Source organism: Clostridium sp. J1101437_171009_A5, from assembly GCF_015547905.1.
Taxonomy (GTDB): Bacteria; Bacillota; Clostridia; order Oscillospirales; family Oscillospiraceae; genus Pseudoflavonifractor_A; species Pseudoflavonifractor_A gallinarum.
The window spans coordinates 22,160-41,211 of record NZ_JADMVY010000005.1; the positions used below are offsets into that span (position 1 = coordinate 22,160).

The window sequence follows — 19,052 nt, forward strand, 5'->3', positions numbered from 1 at the left end:
ATTTCTACCACTTATTTTTTGTTGTTTTCCAAAAGGAACACCCCTCATGGCCTGTCGTCCGACACATAGTCGGTCTGCATCAGGCCCATGAGGGGCGTACATATACTATTCTTCTCGTTCACACCATATCAACGACTCATAGGGCCTCAGCTCTAAGCTTCCATGCAACTCGCCCATGCGTCCATAGTTAGACAATCGAATCTTTCCTTGCAATTCCAACGCATTTACCTGACGTGTCTGCGTCGAAAAATTATGCACTGCTCCCCAAATACTGCCGTTCCATTGGCGCCGATAGGCAATGAGATCTGTCTCTTCTACCAAAAATGGAGCATAGTCTCCAAATATGAGCGCTTCGTTTTCTCTACGTAGCCGGATTACTTGTCGATAAAAAGATAGAATAGAGTCTGGCCGGTTCTTTTGCTCGCTCACATTAATCTTTGGATAGTTCGGATTGAGCCGAAGCCATGGTGTTCCGGATGTAAAGCCCGCATATTCTGTCCCATCCCACTGCATCGGAGAACGAGCGTTGTCTCTGCTGACTGCCTGGGATAACTTCAATGCCTCTGTCTTTGACATACCATCCAACAGACAATTTTCATAAAAATTGCGTGTATCAATGTCATCGTAGGCTTTAATATCAGGGAGCATAATATTGGTCATCCCTATTTCTTCTCCCTGGTAGATAAATGGCGTACCCGGGAGTGTATGGAGGAGAGCTGCCAGCAATTTTGCGGATTCCTCCCAATACTCCCCGTCATTCCCATACAATGAAACCTGTCGAGGCTTATCATGGTTGCTCAGGAAACGTGCCCACCACCCTTCCTCTTTTAATACCTTGTAAGACGCAGCCAGTTCTTCTTTCATCTGCTCCGGCGACCAATGTGTAAGCTCATGAAAAGGTGTGACAAAGGGAATCGCCATATCAAACTCTCCCCTTTGACGGGCAGTATAGTTCCAAAGATCATCAGGAGTATAGCAGGTAACCTCTCCTACCGTCATCAGATGTTTTGACTTACATGTCTCATGAATCATTTCTTGAATATAGCGGTGGGTCCCGGGTAGATTTGCACAGGCTGAGGTACCATAGCGGTCATCCTCGGGCTTCAGATTTTCCAGCCCCTTATCAAGATAGCTGATCGCATCTACCCGGAATCCATCCACGCCTTTTTGGGTCCACCAACGAATGGTATCATAGACCTCCGCTCGCACTTTGGGATTTGCCCAATTCAGATCCGGCTGCTCTTTAGCAAAGAGGTGCAGGTAATACTGTCCCCGCTCAGGAACATATTCCCACGCGCTGCCGCCAAATACCGCTCTCCACTGATTGGGAGGGCCATCGGGTCCCGGGTCTCTCCATATATAGTAGTCACTGTATGACCCTTCTCTGGATTGTTTTGATGCCTGAAACCAGCGGTGCTGGTCTGAAGTGTGGTTGAGGACCAAATCCATGATAATAGCAATACCGCGATGATGGGCCTCTTCCAAAAGATCGTCCCAATCCTTCATAGTGCCAAATTCCGGCATAATTTGACGGTAATCCGAGATATCATACCCATTATCCACATTGGGAGAAGCATATACCGGCGAAAGCCAGATCGCATTAATTCCCAAATCTTCAAGGTAGTCCAGCCGTGACAGAATCCCTTTTAGATCCCCTATACCATCTCCGTTAGAGTCCTGAAAACTGCGCGGATAAATCTGGTAAATTGTAAGGCGCTTATACCACTCCTGTTCATGTATCACGCCTGCACCCCTCCTAGTCTCAGCTCAATGGGCCCATGTTCCACAGTCCGCCAATACAGTTCCTCATCTCTTACCTGGTAGGCAAAGAGATAGAACGTATCCTCCACAAGCGGCATACAGCCTGCGTGCCAAATGTACTCATCCAGCACCACGGTATCTCCCGGACGAAGGATGACCGCCCGGACATCCTCCATCCGAGGGTGTTCCATCCGATCATTCCGATCCCGCGGCAGACACAGAGGCAATACCACCGGCTGGTCCCCGCAGATCACAAGCTCCTTTGATTCCCGGTGCTGTTCCATTTTAGGAATCGAGAGGACTGCGCGATAACGTGCCTGTTCAATACCAAAGCGCATTTCGCCCATGGGAAAAGTATATTCTGCCGGCCAGCATTGGGAGTAGCCGGTATCCAATCCGCATGGATGGTTGCCCGGTCGGGACAGGTAGCGGCCATAGGGTGTAAAATCAAATTTTGAAATCTCTTCTGGTGTAATCAGCACGTTCTTGCACGCTCCTTTACAGCCTCATCAAAATAGTAGGTCCGCATTCCAAGCTCGTTGTCAATGCTCTGACCTGCCATTCCCGGGAATTCATAAAACACATCCCGATAAGTCCGTTCTGCCAAAGACGTACCGTCTTCTCCAGCAAAATATAGACGCAGTTCCAGTCGCTCCTGTGGGTCAAATACCCATTGTACTTCCCCCACCACAGCGGAGGTATCTGCTCCCACCGCAGTTTTCATCGCGCCGCTACAAATGGCCATTCCATCTTTGCAAAGACTGTAAGAGACCGTTCCCTGGAAGGACCGAAGCAGATCGTTTACCAGCAAAATACGGAAGCCCTCCTCTGTTTTCCTAGCCAGCAACGACAGCGGTTGAAATGCCTCTAGCATGGCATAGTAGCCTCGCTTCGGCACTCCGTGAAAATCCAGAACGCCGTAAAAGCTCTGTGGGCAAAGGTCAATAAACATAAACTGAATGCATCCAGAGCACGGAGCATATTTCTGGGCGCGGTAGTGGTCAATATAATAGCTCAATAACCGATACTGGTATTCCTGGTAGCCGGCGAGCTCTCCCAGCACAGGATGCAGCGCCTCAAATATACGCCGATCCCGGAATAGTCCTGGAATATTTCCCGGTACATCCATACCAAATTCTGTGTTTAGCTTTTCTGTCTGTCCCTGAATTTGAGGATAGGCCGTACCCACAGCAAGAGATCCAGTGTAGGTATGGCTGTCCCCACTCTCCAGATCATCCTCCTCCCGAGAGGCCCGGATATAAGGCCGCTCTGGGTCTATATGCTTCAATTCATTCATCAACTTTACACAGAGTGTATCCAGCATGATCTGATCTTCCGGTGTCTGCTCCAGAAGCCCATGCGTAAAGATTTTCCATAGGTCAGGCTCGTTAAGTGCCACCCAACAGAGGATCGAAGGATGATCCTTTTTGGTACGCACCATTGCACCAAATATGGCTGCCGCCCGCTCCATCCATTTTTCATCGGTAGGGTGGTCCCAGTTAAAATCGGAATCCTGAATGACCAGAAGACCCAGCGAATCACAGATTTCATAGAAAGCTTCTTTTTCCACATGGACATGGACGCGGACACAGTTGCATCCCAGATCCCGGATCATCCTTAAATCGCGATAATAGCGGTCAAAGTCCAGCTCTGAGAGATACACATCTCCAAAATAGGATGTTCCCCTCAAGAAAATGGCCTGTCCGTTGATAAAAAACCGGGTCATTTCATGTGTCCGCTCCAGACGCACTTCCCGTACGCCGATCCTCTTTTCCAATCCATCCAGTCTTTCTGTACCATTCATCAGAGTAAGGCGCACCGTATAGAGGTAGGGTTCTCCTCTTTCCCAAGGCTGCCACAGTGTTGGCTGATCCAGCCGGAAACGAAGGCACACTGCGCCGCCGGATGCTGTGCTCTGTTCGGCCCTGGCTACCTCCATGCCCATCTGGTCCAAGATCCGCCCCTGGACCAAAGTGCTGTTCCCGCTACCCAGGACCTGGGCAGAAACGGCAACTTCCGCCCATCCCTCGTCCGGATGATACTGCACATCTGCGTTCCAGTCCTGCGCAAAGGCAAAGCGTTGGGAAATACACAGTTCCACATCGCCCATGATCCCTACCGGGTTTACATCTCGCTGGATAAATCCATCGGCGTGCTCATAGGTACCCTTTACCATCTCCCGCTTCACAGAAAAACAGCGCATTGATTCTGCGCGGGGCAGGATTTCATGGTCCCATGGTGCCCAGACTTTTACCCAGAGAAGATTATCTTTCTCTTGTAAAAGATGTGTCACATCAAATTCAAATGGTTCAAAATATCCCTCATGCTCCCCCACCAGAACACCATTGAGATAAACCTTACAATAATAGTCCACCGATTGGAAGCGCAGCAGAGCCACTATATCCTCCTGCTGGTCCGCATCAAAATGGCAGACATACCACCAAGGCGCCTGATTAAAATAGCGTAGTTCCCGCCCATAATAAGGTCTATCACTTAATACAACTTGGAGTGCGCCCAAACGGGGCAGCCTTTCCGGACTGGAAACCAAGTGGGCGCATTCATCGAAGCGAAATTCCTTTTCATAAATGTGAAGCGCCTCTCCCAAATTATGAATATCTTGTAGCACAGACCACTGGTTCAATCGTTGTCTCATCATATTGCTCCCTCTAACCTTTTAAAGCGCCTTCTGCCATTCCCGCAACAATATATTTCTGCGCCGCAATAAAGATAATGGTCAGGGGCACAATGGAAATCAAGATCCCTGCCGTCATTCGTTCATAGTGCTGGGCATACTCCTCTGTGAAGCGAAGGATGCCTGCCGTGACGGGCAACATCTCATCTTTCGTCACATAGATAATGGAAAGGACCAGATCGTTCCACACATTCAAATAGTTCATCACCAATGCGATAATGAGCACCGGCAATGACATAGGTAATATGATACGGAAAAAAATCTGCCATGTGGGGCAACCATCTACCATGGCAGCCTCTTCAATCTCTCGACTGATTCCCAAAAAATGTCCCCGGGTTAAAAAGAATGTAAAAGAAATATTCAAAGCCACATAAAGTAAAATCAGTCCCACGCGGCTATTGAGCAAATTCAGTGATTTGAGAACCATATAGTTGGGAAGCAATGTCACATGCGCTGGAAGCAGCATTCCCAGCATAAGCAAACCAACCAGCACATTTTTACCCCGAAACTCAAACCGAGACAACGCATAGGCCGCCATAGAAGACAGCAACACAATGATTGGTACAGAAATACTTACATAAATAAGGCTGTTTCCAAAATAGGACCGTATTTTTTTCCAGGCGATGGCAAAGTTATCCAAGGTCGGTTCTTGTGGAAGCGCAAACATCCCGTTCATGAAAAATTCATTGGGCGATTTGAGTGCACTGTTTACCAGATACAAAATAGGCATCAGCCAAATCAGAATCAGCGCAGTCAGGCTGACATAGGTCGCAATCTTTTTTGCACGTTTCATCCCCATGCCTCCTCAGTTCTTTTCCATACGGACAAGCTTGTTGATAACCAAAGAGCCGGCTACCAGAATGGCAGAGAGCACAATGCACATAGCGCTTCCTGAGCCGTAGTCATTATAGCGGAAAATCGTGTAGTACGACCATGTGGCCATCACATTGGTCATTCGGGCCGGACCGCCGGCTGTCATAACATAAATGAGGTCAAATACCTTAAACGAGTTGATTAGTGTGAAGGTCAAAACAATATTGATCGTGTTCTTCATTTGGGGCAGAATTACCTTCGTCAAACGCTGCCACCCGTTGGCACCGTCCAGAAGGGCAGCTTCCAGTGTCGTCTCCGGAACAGATTTGATTCCAGCCATGAAGAGGATCATACAGAGTCCGGAATACGCCCAGGAGCCTGCAATGATTAGGAAATAGATCGTATATTCCGGTGGATCCTGCCAATTAATCGATACCGTGTTATTGGTGGCCGCTTTCAGCATTCCGTTGATTAGGCCAAAATTGGGATCATACATCCAACGCCAGATCAAACCAATTGTACTGATAGAAAGAACAGAGGGGAAAAAAATACAACTGCGGAAAAAGCCAAATCCCCGCTTTTTACTATTAAGCAACACCGCCAGAGCCATCCCCAGACAGATAGGAATAATTTCTGACAGAACCGCCCATATAACATTGTTTTTTACTGCTGTACGAAATACCGGATCAGATTGAAAAAGATTTAAATAGTTATCCAACCCCACAAAGGTACGCTCATTTGTCAGTCCGTCCCACTGAAAGAGACTGATAAACAGAGAATACAGCGTGGGAAAAATCATAAACACCAAATAGATGGCCATTGGTACGATTAAAAAAAGGTAGGGCGTCCACTGCACCCGCCTTTTTTGAGGCGCAACTTTTGTATGCATATACTTTGATACCCCTTTCCCGCTGCTCCGTGCTTCTGTCGCGGGCCGACAGAAGGGCAATCCTTTCCGTCGGCCCGCTTTGGCTTATCAACTCTGATAGAATTCGATCTCCTGCGCAGTTTCATCTAACATTTTAGCGCCCTCTTCCGGAGTAATCTCCTCCAGGATCACCTTATCCAACACTTCATAAAGCATATCTGTCAGCTTGGGTGGCCAGCACATCTCATTGGTAGCCATATAAGAACCATCCGGGTTTGCCGCATCCTCTACCAGAGCAGTGCGCAGAGAGTCCAACTTCGAGAGATCAAATGCATCATCCCGGATACCAACAATAGAGCCTCGCTCTTCAAAATCGACCTGGTAGGGTTCCAATGAGGCACATATCTCTAAAAAGTCGTAGGCCAGATCCTTGTTCGGGGAATCCGCATTCACATAGATGCCGTAAGTAAAGCGATTCGAACGGGACTGTTCCAATCCACTGGGGAATCGGAAGTATCCCCAGTCATCCACATTCTGACCTTGACTTTCAAAGGTATCTGCCTCCCAGGTAGCACTATACTCCATGGCTGCGTCACCAGGATAGAGGAGCAGACGACATTCATTCTCCTCCGCAGAGAAGTGTCCCTCTTGGAAATACTGGGAAAGTTCCTTTAGATCCGCAAGCGACTGGACCACTTCCGGACAGTCCAGGCTAGCCCGTCCATAACAGAGATCGTCATGTAGCTCAATCCCACAGTTCTTCTCCAGCAGACCGTCAAACCAGCGGTTTGTTGCTGCCGGAACTTTACCCGGATTTGCTATGGGAACGATACCATTTTTCTGTAAAGTATCGCACACCTGAAGAAACTCCTCATAATTAGTAGGAACTTCCAGGCCATACTGTGCAAAAACATCCTTTCGGTAGAAAATTCCCATTACTGTACGGCGGATCGGAAGTGCGTAGAGGCTTCCGTCAAAAATATTTTCCTGATCTGCCAAAAGAGCAGGGTCAATATTTTCGCGCCAGCCATTTTCATCAAAGAGACTGGTGAGATCCTCTAACTTCCCACCCTCGATAAAAGGTTCTACCAGAGATCCGACACTGTATCCAAACATATCTGGTGCTGCATCCGAACTGAAAGCAATGTTCAGCGCATCAATCTCTTGTTCTGGGCGTCCTTTGGAACCCAAAACAAATTCCACATCCGGATGTTGCTCCTCAAAGAGTTCAATCGCCCTCCGGTAAAAGGCATTCGTCTCCAAATCGGTATAATACGAGGACTCCCAAAAAACTAGCTGCCGCCCTGTCTCTCCACCAGAGTCCGTAGGTTCATTGACGGATCCCCCTCCGCAACCAGCCAATACGGTTCCCATCAGTACCAGTGCAGTAAGTGTTTTAACTGTCTTTGCCCGTTTTTTCATTTGATTTTCCTCCATTTCTTTATTGTTTCTTCCATATACGGAAGAGGGATATAAAATTAGGAAGATTTTTGACTGGAACGTCGGTGAAGCAATTGATGATTTAGCTGAATACGGGTGGTCTGACCATGTTCTACCGTGTCGATCAGCATTTTCCCGGCCAAATTTCCCATTCTGATGTAATCCAAATTAATACAGGAAATACCCACTGCCTCATTGACTGGTCCATTTTCCAGCGAAAAAAGTGCCATATCCTCTGGAATTCGAATCTTCTCCTCTTGGCAGAAGCGGAGGAGATGACAACAGATAATATCATCACTAGCAATGATAGCATCCGGCATCGTATGGGTGTGCTGATAACGGCGCAATGCAGAGTAAATCGCCTGCTCTTCTTCCATCCCATCCAGAAGATATTTTTCCAGAACTGGCATGCCCCGTCTTTCAAGGCCGGTCCGATAACCTTCTATATAACTTCTGGTGGTGGAAAGCCCCGTATCGCTGGCAAAAAAGGCAATACGCGTCCTGTTTTGCTCCAATAAAGAGTCAACAATCTCAACCATGGCCGCTTGATAGTCGTATGTAACTTGGTTGATTCCAGTAAACCCTTCACAAGCACCAATCACAGAAAAGGGAACATGATTTTCCAATAAGTAATGGAGGCTTGGATCATCCGGAATTGTATAGAGCAAAATTACACCACAGACATGATAGGTGCGTACAAATTTTTGAATAGTATCCAACTCGACTCCGCTACCAGAAGAGGTAATAATATCATAGTCATATGTTTTCAAAACCTGAGTCAGTCCCGTAAATGCATCGCGAAATAGCTCATTGCGATAGAATGAACGACATTGAAAGGGCGTAATCAGTCCGACCAGTTTGCTCTTGCTCTTTACCAAGGTGCGGGCAACCTCACTTGGAAAATATCCACTTTCTTCAATTACTTTTAATACCGCTTCTTTTGTCTCAGGCTTTACTCTTGGTTCATTATTTAAAACACGGGATACTGTCGACTTTGATACCCCTGCCATACGTGCAATATCGATAATTGTTAGATTTTCATTCATCCTGCATCCCCGCTTTATCTATTATCTATTTGTGGGAACGTTTTCATTTATCTCTACATTTATGATACTTCTGTTTGTTTATATTGTCAATCCTATTCCAAAATAATTTTAACGACATGTGCACTTTATACAGTAACATTAATTTTTCTTAACTTTACCTCTTTTATACTAATCCAAAAAATATCCCTCTTTTTCTGTTAAAACTTTACTTTGTTCTCTTTTTATCATTTTTTTAGTCCATTATATAAAGTCAAATCAAAAAATAAGGCGGTGTATTTTATATTTATTTAATCTCTACCTCTTTTTCACTTTAATTTGCAAATTTATTTGAATTTTTTAGATATTCTATACCCATTTTCTTTTTAGCTAAAAAATAGATTACTATATTCTTATCGTAATCTTGGTCTCTCATTTGTTAGAGACTATAAGCGAGTGCTCTTTGAATATACTCCAAAATTCAAACTGTTTTCTGTAAAGTCTATCTACATACTGCTCCCAGTATTTACATACTAGTTGCCCAGTCAATAATCCAATTCCTGCCCATTCAACTCCGGGTATGGTAACAGACATGCTCGGCAGCGCCTCTGAAACGATACTATATAAAGAATGAATCGCCCAGTTAGATGAACATCATATTAAGGCAGGACGAGAAAGGGCCTGCTGCCCGTACTTTACAGACAACAAGCCCTTTGAATTGCTTAAATAATTTTTGAGGACACTTCAAGCGTCATTTAAAACAAATAATTATTCTCCTGATCTACAGCCGGTATTCTAAAAAGACCCGGCACCCAGATTTCCTTCATCAGAACCGAATCTAGGCTTCTCCAGACGGCTCGCCAAAAATTTAGAAGGTGTAACGCCATAATATTTCTTAAAGCAACGGCTGAAATAATATGGGTCGGTGTACCCAACCTGCTCAGAGACTGCCGTCAGACTGAGATCATGCTCCTGATGGAGCAGTTCAGCCGCCCTGCGCATCCGACAGATGGTGATATATTCAATAATGGAATTTCCTGTCTCCTTTTTGAACAAAGAACTCACGTAGGCCGGGGTGGCAAATACGGTAGCCGCAATCTCTTTTAAGGAAATATCTTCGGAGGCATAGTGTTCCTCAATATAAGCTTTGGCCAGATATACAATTTTTGAAATCTGGCAGGAGGTCTGAATCTTCTCTGTTAAACGGCAGTAATAATCCACCAAAACATGCTCGATTTCTGTACAGGTATCACTCTGATCAATCCGTTTGGAAATCAACGTACCGTCCGAAGACAGCAATTCCGTCGGGAACTGATAGCGCGAAACCAGGGAATGGAGCACGGTAATCAGTCCCAGCGCCGTCATCTTCACCACTTCCGCCCGGACCCGCTGCTGCCGCATCTTTTCAAAGAGATTTTGGATGAGGTGAAGTCCCCCCTCCCACTCTCCCGCATCCATACGAATCTGCAATTCTTCCAGATCAATACCGGAGAAGTAGGTTGCCTGACCATCTGATATAGTACATTCGGCCGCGAAAAAGAGCTTTTCCTGGTTTTCGTAAAATTTTTGACTCAGCGCCTCCATCGCTTCATGTACCGCGGAGGCCGCCTGCCCGTACCCCTCAAACACATTGCTCACACCGGCAGACAGAACCACCTGGAAGTGCTTTTCCATGGTCTGTGTCAGTTCGATCCATGCCTCCTTCAGATCGGCCCGTATCTGCTCTTCTTTTCCCATTACATTGTACAGAACGATCGCACAGTTATCGATCTCAGAAAGCCCCTCTACTCCGGTGATGTGTTCTTTTTTCCGTAAAAGCTCACAGAGGACATTCAGTACGGCATAGACATAGATCCCATCTCCAGACTCCTGATGGCATGGTTCCAGCTCCACTACCATCGCCATGAGTTCTTTGGGACACAAGGCGATCTCCAAACGCTCCAACTCGGCAGCGATCTGCACCTCTGACTTCCGAATGCGGCCGAATGCCAACTGATGCAGAAAATGATTTTTCATCAGCCGCTTTCCGTAATCTCCCTGCCGTTCATTTTGGATTGCCTGATCATGGAGATGACGGTCCTGCCGGATCTCTTCCTGCAGCCGCAGAAGGGCCCGCTCCAACTCAGGCGCTGAAATCGGCTTAAGAAGATAGTCTGATACGCGGCACTGCACCGCCTGTTTCGCATACTCAAACTCCCGGTACCCGGTCAACAGGATCACTTTTGTTCGATACTGCTCTTCCATGATCCTATGCGCAAGTTCCAGACCATTCAAAAAGGGAATATTGATATCTACCAGCGCAATATCAGGCTGGCAAGTCTTGATAAATGTGAGCGCCTCCTCCCCGTCACCGGCCTCTCCAATTACCTCCATTTCGATTTTTTCCCAAGAGACGGAGTTGCGAATCAGACTACGGATCAGATATTCGTCATCTACAATTAAAACTGAAGTCATCCTGAGCCTCCTCATAGGGCTTCCGGGGCAGACAGATCTCGACACAGGTTCCCACATCTCTCTCCGAATGGACACGCAGCCCATAATCCGAACCGAAATAGAGTTTTATGCGCTGATCTGCATTGAACATACCAAATCCCTTTCGATGAAAAATGAGATCTCCCTTTTCTCCGGACTGCGTCAACCGATCCGATTCCTGTGGAAATCCTTTTCCGTTGTCTTCCACCGCGAGAATAACCTGTTCTTCCTCCAACCGACCGGTGATCCGGATATGCCCCATCCTGCGTACATTTCGGATTCCATGGTAAATCGCATTTTCCACCAGAGGCTGGATCGTCAGTTTGACGATCTGGATCTGCTCCAATTCTGGAGGAATATCGATCTGATAGTCAAAGCGATCCCGATAGCGCTGCGACTGTACTCTAAGATAGCTGTCAATAATGTCTATTTCTTCCTGCAGGCGAATGATACTGCGCCCATCACTGAGCACACTGCGATAAAATTCGCCCAGTGCATGCGCCATCCCATAGGCTCCCTCCATATCACCGATCTGGGCCAGTGCACTCAGATTGTCCAGCGAATTATAGAGGAAGTGGGGTGTGATCTGTGTCTGGAGGGAGCGGAGCTCCAGCGTTCTCTTTTGCCGCTCCGCCTCTGCCACTTCCTGCATCAGTGCTTCAATCCGGTCGAGCATGTTGTCGATGCTGCCCGCCAGGATTCCGATTTCACTTCGGTCCGAATTCTGTATGCGGAGGGAGAGATTCCCCGACCGAATGCGCTCCACCTGCCTCGTCAGTTCCACAATAGGCCGCGAGACCGCGCGTCCCATGAAGAAGAAAAACACCAGTTCTGCGGCAACACAGAGCAAACCAAGGGACAGAATGGTCATCTGCAAGAGCCGGATATCCTGCAAAAGGCTGGAGTATGGGGCAATACTGACTGCATAGAGCCCATACTCCGGCAGCGGAAGACTCTGCACGCAGTAGGCCTCATTCTGGAACCAATAGCGCCCCTCCCCCTCACCTGTGTCCAGATAGGTCTCGAAGCTGTCCCTTCCCACCCGCAGAATCGAGGGGGTAGTCTCCTTGGGCAGCAGCAAATTTCCGCTCATCGTGAAGATATACAGCTCTGACGAGAGGTTAAAACCAACATAGTTATAAATATCAGCGAGAGCGGCACCATCCAGTACCGCTCTCGTCACCCCGATCGGCATTCCGGTCTCCCGAGAGACAACCGCCCGGTAAACTGATATTCCATCTGTCCGGCTATTCCGGGCATCGCTGTCATCCCGCCAAAGGTTATCCGCTGGACTGGCACAGACTTCTGCCTGGACCTCCGGTTTTAATCCGCCGTCCGGCTCCTCCGTGGTGCGCGTGGCCGCCAGGCACACGCCATCCAAGGTATAGAGCTCGACTCGTTCCAGACAGGCAAGACTCTGAATATCCGCGAGAAGGCCATCCACAGACCAGACCGTACCGCTGTCCTGCGTACCATTCTGGTCCTCCAGCATCTGCCGCAAGCTGATACTGGTATCAAGATGGCTGAGTCGCCCTGCAATCTCTGTATTCAGATGTTGAAAATACAGCTGGATGCGGGTCAGATTCTCCTCCGCATTCCTTGTAGCACGTTCAACGGTAGTACGGGCTGCCACAGAACTATAAAAGCTCAGAAAAATCAGGCAGAGCAGAACGGTAAGCGCCGTGCCAAACAGCTGGATTTTAGGACGAATCTTCAGATTTTGAAAAAAATGCTGTGCGCTTTTCCAACCAGTTTGAAGCAACATATCCTAGGTACGCTCCACCAAAACAATGGGACGAACAGGGGACGCAGAACCTTCCCGAATCAGCAGGGGCAACGCCACAAAATACCCCCGCTTTTCGTGGAGAAGTCCCAGATTGCGCAGGTTTTCCACCACAGGTATCCGGTGGGACAGCAGCGTGTTATGAGCCGGGTCCCCGTCTGCTCCATCCCGGTCGACCGACAGGGTATCTACCCCCACCATGCGCACTCCCTTCTCCACAAAATAGGCGGCGGCGGAGGCACCAACTCCCGGGTAGTCGTGGCAAAAACGGCTCTCCTCCGGACGGAGTGCCCAATACTTCATCCAACCAAAGTCGAGCAGCACCCCATCGCCCGGGCGAATAGGCGCATGGGCCTGCTCCCATGCCTCAATGTGAGACCGTTCCAATGTCTCATGTTCTTTCAAAAATGTCGCATCAATGGTAACACAAGGACCGCACAGAGCCGACAGAGGCACCCCGTCGATCATCTCATACCCCGGCTGATCAATATAGTGACCAAACGAGTCCACATGGGTTCCATTATGCTCATTCAGAATGAGCTGAAAATCATTGCAGCAGTCCCCTAAACGGAAGCCGTGCCAGCGCATCTTGTAAAACTTGGAATGACTGGGATGTACCGGCATGTTCTCTTCCAGATATTGTCCTACTTCCACAACTTCCAGATCCTGAAGTGCTTCCACAAGCCGTTCAATACTCATGACAAGATGCTCCTTCCTGCATCAGGCGCTTTGTTTCTTTCCTCTGCCATAGGCCAGGAGGATGATGAGGATGATCGCGCCGTTCACGATCTCCTTACCAGCCTCAGCAATGTTCAAAATGATCAAAATGCTCTGGATCAGGTAGATAATAACCACACCGCCCATGGTACCCAGATAGCTGCCGTGGCCGCCAAGAATCGAGGTGCCGCCAATCACCACCGCCGCGATGGAGATGAGCTGATAGCTGTCGCCCATGGTGTAGTTGGGATAGCCCAGATAGCCGATCAGAAGTACGCCGGCAATGGCCATCATGACTGATGCAATGATATAGACGCCCATCAGAACGCCTTGGGTGTGAATACCAGATAGATCCGTCACTCGTGTACTGCATCCGACCGCATATATTTTACGGCCAAAGGAGGTCTTCCGCAATAGGAAGATCGTTCCAATTCCCAGAATCACCCAGAGTATGACACAATAGCGAATTCCCAGAAAGCTCTCCTTGGCCAGCGCCGTGACCAGTTCGGTGGACTCACCCTTCAGGACGCCCTGGGTATAGAGGAAGGTACTGCTCATCAGAATGGAGTTGGTGGCCAGGGTCATTACCATGGGGGTAATGCGAAGGTAGGCTACGCCAAACCCTTTGAACACTCCCATGACCAGTCCTGCCGCCAGCGCTGCCGCGAAACCGATCACTCCGCTCCCCGTCTGTTTGGTGGTCTGTGCAAAGACACAGGCTGAGAAGGTTACGCTGTATGCCACAGACAGGTCTGCGCCTCCCGTTAGGATAATCAGGGTCTGTCCAATGCAGATGATACCCAGGAAGCAGCAGAGCACCAGTACCGACATCAGGTGGCTAGGCTGGAAATAGTTGGGTTCCAGGATGCCCGAAACCAAATAGAGGGCCACCAGCATCAGGACGATCCGGGCGCCATTGGAGGAAAAAATTCCTTTCAGGGAAATGGCATTCTGTTCCGACATGTTAATTCCTCCCCTCTTCTGCGATCACCTTGGCACGCTCCCTTTTCTGCTTGAAAAACAGGGAGAGGAATCCAACCGAGAGAGCCAGGATGAGAATAATGCCTTGTACCAGATTCTGATAGTAAGAGGATATTTTCCAGAAGATCAGCAGTCCCACAATGAGGGAGAGGATCATGGCTCCCGCGATGGAGCCGAAGTAAGAGCCCTTTCCGCCAGCCAGCGAGGCCCCGCCCAGCACAGCCGCGGCGATGGAGTTATTGGTAAAGTTGTTGGCTGCTGTGGGGTCACCCGAGCGAGTCTGTGCGGTGAGCAGAATCCCGCAAATGGCGGCGCACAGTCCGGCGATAGAATAGGCAATCAGTTTGGAACGATTAATCGGAATACCGTTGAGGTATGCGGCCTTTTCATTTCCGCCGATGGCGTAAAGGGCCTGTCCATAACGGCTCTTACGGTAGGGGATCCAGATGCATACAATCGCCAGGAACAGGATGATGGCAGACATGGGGATGACACCCAGTACTCTCCCGGTAAAAAAGCGAGCAAACTGGGAAGGTACATCACCTCCGGGACTGGGGCGGACATACCGTGCCATTCCGCTGAAGATGGAGCCGGTCGCCAGTGTGACAATGATGGGCTGCAGGCGGCCATAGACTACAAAACATCCGTTAAAGAACCCGGCCAGCACGCCGATCAGCAGAACGATCAGGATCGTAACCACACTGCCGCCTACCAAAGAGCCGTTCATGGCCTCGGTGACCGGCGCAAAAATGGTCGCGGCCACACAGTTTGTAAAGATGATGAGCGATCCGACCGACAAATCAATGCCGGAGGTCAGAATAATGACGGTCTGTCCCAGCGCCGCAATACAGAGCGTGATGACTTGGTTGAAAATAGATTGTGGACCATATACCGTAAAGAAGTCTGCCTGATTCGCAGCAAACAGCACCAGTACCACGAACAAAACACAGTAGGCCACGACGCCCTCTGCGTTCCGTCTCAAAAAGATTTTTGCCCGTTCATTCTTCATGGTCTGCGCCTCCCACGCCAATGGATTGAGCGATGATATTCCGTTCGGTCACCTGGTCGCCCTCCAGTTCTGCAGCGATCCGTCCCTCGTAAAATACCAACACACGGTTACACAGCATCAGAAGCTCGGCCATCTCGGTGGAGTAGAATACGACAGAATAGCCATTTTTGGTCAGCTCTGTCATCAACTGATAGATCTCATTTTTCGTTCCGATATCGATGCCACGGGTGGGATCTGACAGCAGAACAATCCGCGCCTGTGTGGAGAGTGCCTTGGCAATGACCACCTTCTGCTGATTGCCGCCGCTCAGGCTGGATACCGGCAACAGGGTGCTGAAGACCTTGATGCTCATCCGGTTCACTGCATCCGCAATGACATTCTCCTCTTTCTTTCGGGAGAGCACACCCCGGCGCCCGATCTCTTTCAGGCACATCATGGTGATGTTTTCCCCGATGGAACGGCTGAGGATCAATCCGTCGTTTTTCCGGTCCTCCGGGATCAGCACGATCCCGTGGGAGAGGGCCTCCCGCTGGTTGCGCAAGCGAACTGCCTTTCCATTGACTTCCACCGTTCCGGTGTCAAAATCTCCGTCTCCAAAGAGGCCGTGAAGCAGTTCCACCTGCCCGTGTCCGGAGAGTCCGGCGATGCCCAGGATCTCTCCCCGGCGAAGCTGGAAGTTCAGATCGTGCAGACAGGTCCCCTTCGAGACGTGCCGGAGTTTCAGTGCGATGTCATTGGGATCACCCAGCGGTTTTTCAAAGAGGCTCTCCGCCGTCTTTTTGCCCGAGATGTGTTCCACGATAGCTTCGTCCTTCAGTTCTCCCCAGGGGAATGTCATGATATAGTGGGCATCACGGAAGATGGTCGCTCGGTCCGCCACCTGGTGCAGTTCATCCATTCGGTGGGAGATGAAGAGGATACCCTTGTTCTCCTCTTTTGTGAGGCGGTGCATTGTGGCAAAGAGCCACTTGACCTCTTTCTCACCCAGGGCAGAGGTGGCCTCATCCAGGATGAGGACATCAGGCTCTTTGTAAAGGGCCTTGGCAATCTCCACCAGCTGCATCTGACAGAGATTCAGATCTCGCACCATCATTCTGGGGTTAAGATCCAGCCCAATCTGCTGTAAAAACACCTGGGCCTGCTGATAGATACGTTTAAAATTGATCTGGCCCAGGCGATTGAGCGGCTCCTGTCCCAAAAAGATATTTTCTGCCACGGACAGATCCAGGATTAAGGAGAGCTCTTGGAAAACTGCTGCGATCTTATGTCGGTGGGCATCCACGGCACTTTTCAGTTCGATCCGCTCACCCTCCATATAGATCTCGCCCTCATCCTTTTGCGTCACACCGCAGATGATCTTGACCATCGTGCTTTTACCCGCGCCATTCTCTCCGATGAGGACGTGAGTCTCTCCCCGATAACATTTGAGCTGCGCATCTTCCAGGGCATGGATGCCAGCGAAGCGCTTACAGATATGGGCCGTCTCGATCAGCGGAACACGCTCCGGCTGCATAGGTTCCTGTTTCACACCTACATCCCTCGCTTTGTCTGTAAAATAAAAATGGGGACTGTCTCAAACAAATCCGGTTTTGAAACAGCCCCCATGCCGCTATCCAGTTATGGTATCGCAGAATTTAGTCGGGCGCCACGTCCGAGATATCCAGGTTCCAGGTGTTGTCCGCATCGGTCCAGTCGCAGACAAAGCCACCCTCCTGGTCAGGCTGATACCACTTCTCCTCCGCCTCTTCCTTGGAAGAGCAGGTGGGCAGGTCCACGTAAGTGATGGGATCCACTTCCTCGCCGTTCAGGACTTTCAGAGCCACATCCACCGAGGCCGCAGCCAGGTAGGGCGGCTGGGCCGTACAGAAGGCATCCAGGTCCAGCTCCACCCAGTCCTTCATAAAGGAGTTGAACATCTCGCCCTCCGAGATGGGGATGGATTTGGGATCGATTCCATTCTCGCTCAGGGACTGCACGATGGCGTGTCCGCCGCCGCCTTCCGACAGGATACCGTCAATTCCCTGGGAGGAGTAGGCGCTCATCAGGTTAGACATGACAGAGGCGGTCGTGGAGTCATCCCACTTACCGAAGCCCTCGCCCAGCACCTTGATGTCGGGGTAATTGTCCAGGACGCTCTGCATGCCGGCGGTCCGGTCAATGGTAACCTGGTTGCCCTCGATACCCTTGATCCAGAGGATATTTCCAGAGCCGCCCATCCGGTCGGCCAGAGACTGGGCCAGCAGGCGTCCATACTCGAACTGATCGGTATTCACATTGTAGACCAGGTCGGAATCCACGCTGGTGTCAAAACAGACCACCACGATTCCGCGCTCCGCGGCCTCCTCCAGTACGGATTGGAGACCGGTGGCCGAGGCGGCGATACAGATAATAGCGTCGTATCCCTCAGACATCATGTTACGGATCTCATTGATCTGCGCCTGCACGTCATCACCGGCGCTGGACGAGTAGGCCTTAGCAATGACCCCCTGCTCCACCAGATCCTCCGTGTAGGCATCAAAGATATTGACTGCCGCCGTGCGCCAAGCATTGCCCACATAGGAGTTACTCAAGGCGATCTTATAGCCCTCACTCTCTTCCGTCCCGCCAGGGGTGCTGCCAGAGGGCTGTTCTCCGCTGTCCCCACCGGCACCGCAGGCGCAAAGGCTGAGGAGCATTGAGGCAGCAAGCAGACCAGACAACCACTTTTTCATCTTGTTTCCTCCTTCATCTGATTCCTTTTCCTTTTATCTCCGATGAGCCTCAGCTCGACCAGACCTACTCCACTTCTGCCAGGAGAGAGGCAGGCGCGCTGTCTATCCCTCGTACCCAGAGGGGCATGGCAAATACCCGTTTCACACACTTATTCCGGATCTGATTCAGATCGACATCTTCAATACCGCAGATGAAATGGCCGTTCTTCCCGCGGAACAGTGTCCGGTGAGCCTCGTTTCCGTCATTCTGTGCCCGATAGGACGCCAGAGAGACAAAATCCACCGCCACTGCCCGCAAGTGGGGAGCGTATTCCACCAGCCAAGCAGCAGCCTCCGCGCTTAGACCTGGACCTTCTGACTCATACTTGTTTGGGTCCTCGCTCCGCCATCTGGAAAAACCAGTATCCAGCAGCAGAAGGTCACACCCGGCAATCTCCTCCCGATGGGGAGCCAGATCCGCCGCCGTAATAAGCTCCCGCTCCCCTTTCGGCAGTTCCACTCTGAGGGGACATGTAAAGATAAAATACTCCAGAGGAAGTTCCGAAATGGACAATCCGTCCTTTACATAATGGTTGGGGGCATCATAGTGTGTACCGATGTGGTTGTGAAGATGGAGCAGAAAGGTGTTCGCTACATCCCCAGCGGAGAGCTGCATAAGTGGCTCCAGTTGAAGCTGTGGCGTACCCGGCCAGGCAGGAACATAGGCCTCAAGCGGATAGGATAAGCGTACGTACATCTTTCCACTCCCCCATATAACTTTTGACATATCGCTTATATGTTTTG

General features: G+C 49.8%; 15 protein-coding genes. All 15 read right to left on the reverse strand.

Translation table 11 applies throughout. The annotated features are described in order from the left end of the window. Positions 1 to 105: 105 nt before the first annotated feature. The 15 genes from I2C21_RS08415 to I2C21_RS08485 all read right to left on the reverse strand — a co-directional run bounded on the left by I2C21_RS08415 (position 106) and on the right by I2C21_RS08485 (position 19,005). Complete coding sequence (locus I2C21_RS08415) at positions 106 to 1,743, reverse strand: alpha-glucosidase (protein WP_186964170.1); 1,638 nt, start codon at positions 1,741 to 1,743, stop codon at positions 106 to 108. Next, positions 1,740 to 2,243: a hypothetical protein gene (locus I2C21_RS08420; RefSeq protein WP_195279003.1), complete on the reverse strand. Its 504-nt coding sequence runs from the start codon at positions 2,241 to 2,243 to the stop codon at positions 1,740 to 1,742. The genes I2C21_RS08415 and I2C21_RS08420 overlap by 4 nt, the downstream gene beginning before the upstream one ends. Continuing rightward, positions 2,237 to 4,417 (reverse strand): glycoside hydrolase family 2 protein, encoded by a 2,181-nt coding sequence (locus I2C21_RS08425; protein WP_195279004.1) that lies wholly within the window; start codon positions 4,415 to 4,417, stop codon positions 2,237 to 2,239. Before I2C21_RS08425 ends, I2C21_RS08420 begins: the two co-directional genes overlap by 7 nt. Positions 4,418 to 4,427: 10 nt before the next feature. Then, positions 4,428 to 5,246 (reverse strand): carbohydrate ABC transporter permease, encoded by an 819-nt coding sequence (locus I2C21_RS08430; protein WP_180956771.1) that lies wholly within the window; start codon positions 5,244 to 5,246, stop codon positions 4,428 to 4,430. 12 nt (positions 5,247 to 5,258) lie between these two features. Continuing rightward, the gene (locus tag I2C21_RS08435; RefSeq protein ID WP_180956772.1) at positions 5,259 to 6,155 is read right to left on the reverse strand and encodes a carbohydrate ABC transporter permease; all 897 of its coding nucleotides are present in this window, start codon (positions 6,153 to 6,155) and stop codon (positions 5,259 to 5,261) included. An 87-nt stretch (positions 6,156 to 6,242) separates the two neighbouring features. After that, positions 6,243 to 7,556: an ABC transporter substrate-binding protein gene (locus I2C21_RS08440; RefSeq protein WP_180956773.1), complete on the reverse strand. Its 1,314-nt coding sequence runs from the start codon at positions 7,554 to 7,556 to the stop codon at positions 6,243 to 6,245. A gap of 56 nt (positions 7,557 to 7,612) precedes the next feature. Continuing rightward, positions 7,613 to 8,620, reverse strand: a complete 1,008-nt coding sequence (locus I2C21_RS08445; protein ID WP_101692092.1) for a LacI family DNA-binding transcriptional regulator — start codon at positions 8,618 to 8,620, stop codon at positions 7,613 to 7,615. A gap of 771 nt (positions 8,621 to 9,391) precedes the next feature. Next, a complete protein-coding gene (locus I2C21_RS08450) occupies positions 9,392 to 11,050 on the reverse strand; it encodes a response regulator transcription factor (RefSeq protein WP_186964173.1) in 1,659 nt (552 codons plus the stop codon). Next, positions 11,025 to 12,833 carry a sensor histidine kinase gene (locus I2C21_RS08455; RefSeq protein ID WP_195279005.1) on the reverse strand — a complete coding sequence of 603 codons (1,809 nt, stop codon included), beginning with the start codon at positions 12,831 to 12,833 and terminating at the stop codon, positions 11,025 to 11,027. Before I2C21_RS08455 ends, I2C21_RS08450 begins: the two co-directional genes overlap by 26 nt. Positions 12,834 to 12,836: 3 nt before the next feature. Next, entirely contained in the window at positions 12,837 to 13,550 is a 714-nt protein-coding gene (locus I2C21_RS08460; RefSeq protein WP_195279006.1) for a cyclase family protein, read from the reverse strand. A gap of 21 nt (positions 13,551 to 13,571) precedes the next feature. Next, positions 13,572 to 14,531 (reverse strand): ABC transporter permease, encoded by a 960-nt coding sequence (locus I2C21_RS08465; protein ID WP_101692096.1) that lies wholly within the window; start codon positions 14,529 to 14,531, stop codon positions 13,572 to 13,574. 1 nt (position 14,532) lies between these two features. Continuing rightward, the gene (locus I2C21_RS08470) at positions 14,533 to 15,558 is read right to left on the reverse strand and encodes an ABC transporter permease (protein WP_186964177.1); all 1,026 of its coding nucleotides are present in this window, start codon (positions 15,556 to 15,558) and stop codon (positions 14,533 to 14,535) included. Next, positions 15,548 to 17,086, reverse strand: a complete 1,539-nt coding sequence (locus tag I2C21_RS08475; protein WP_195279007.1) for a sugar ABC transporter ATP-binding protein — start codon at positions 17,084 to 17,086, stop codon at positions 15,548 to 15,550. The genes I2C21_RS08470 and I2C21_RS08475 overlap by 11 nt, the downstream gene beginning before the upstream one ends. A 106-nt stretch (positions 17,087 to 17,192) precedes the next feature. Then, positions 17,193 to 18,269: a substrate-binding domain-containing protein gene (locus tag I2C21_RS08480; RefSeq protein ID WP_186964179.1), complete on the reverse strand. Its 1,077-nt coding sequence runs from the start codon at positions 18,267 to 18,269 to the stop codon at positions 17,193 to 17,195. 64 nt (positions 18,270 to 18,333) lie between these two features. Beyond that, positions 18,334 to 19,005, reverse strand: a complete 672-nt coding sequence (locus tag I2C21_RS08485; RefSeq protein WP_195279008.1) for a cyclase family protein — start codon at positions 19,003 to 19,005, stop codon at positions 18,334 to 18,336. Positions 19,006 to 19,052: the final 47 nt, after the last annotated feature.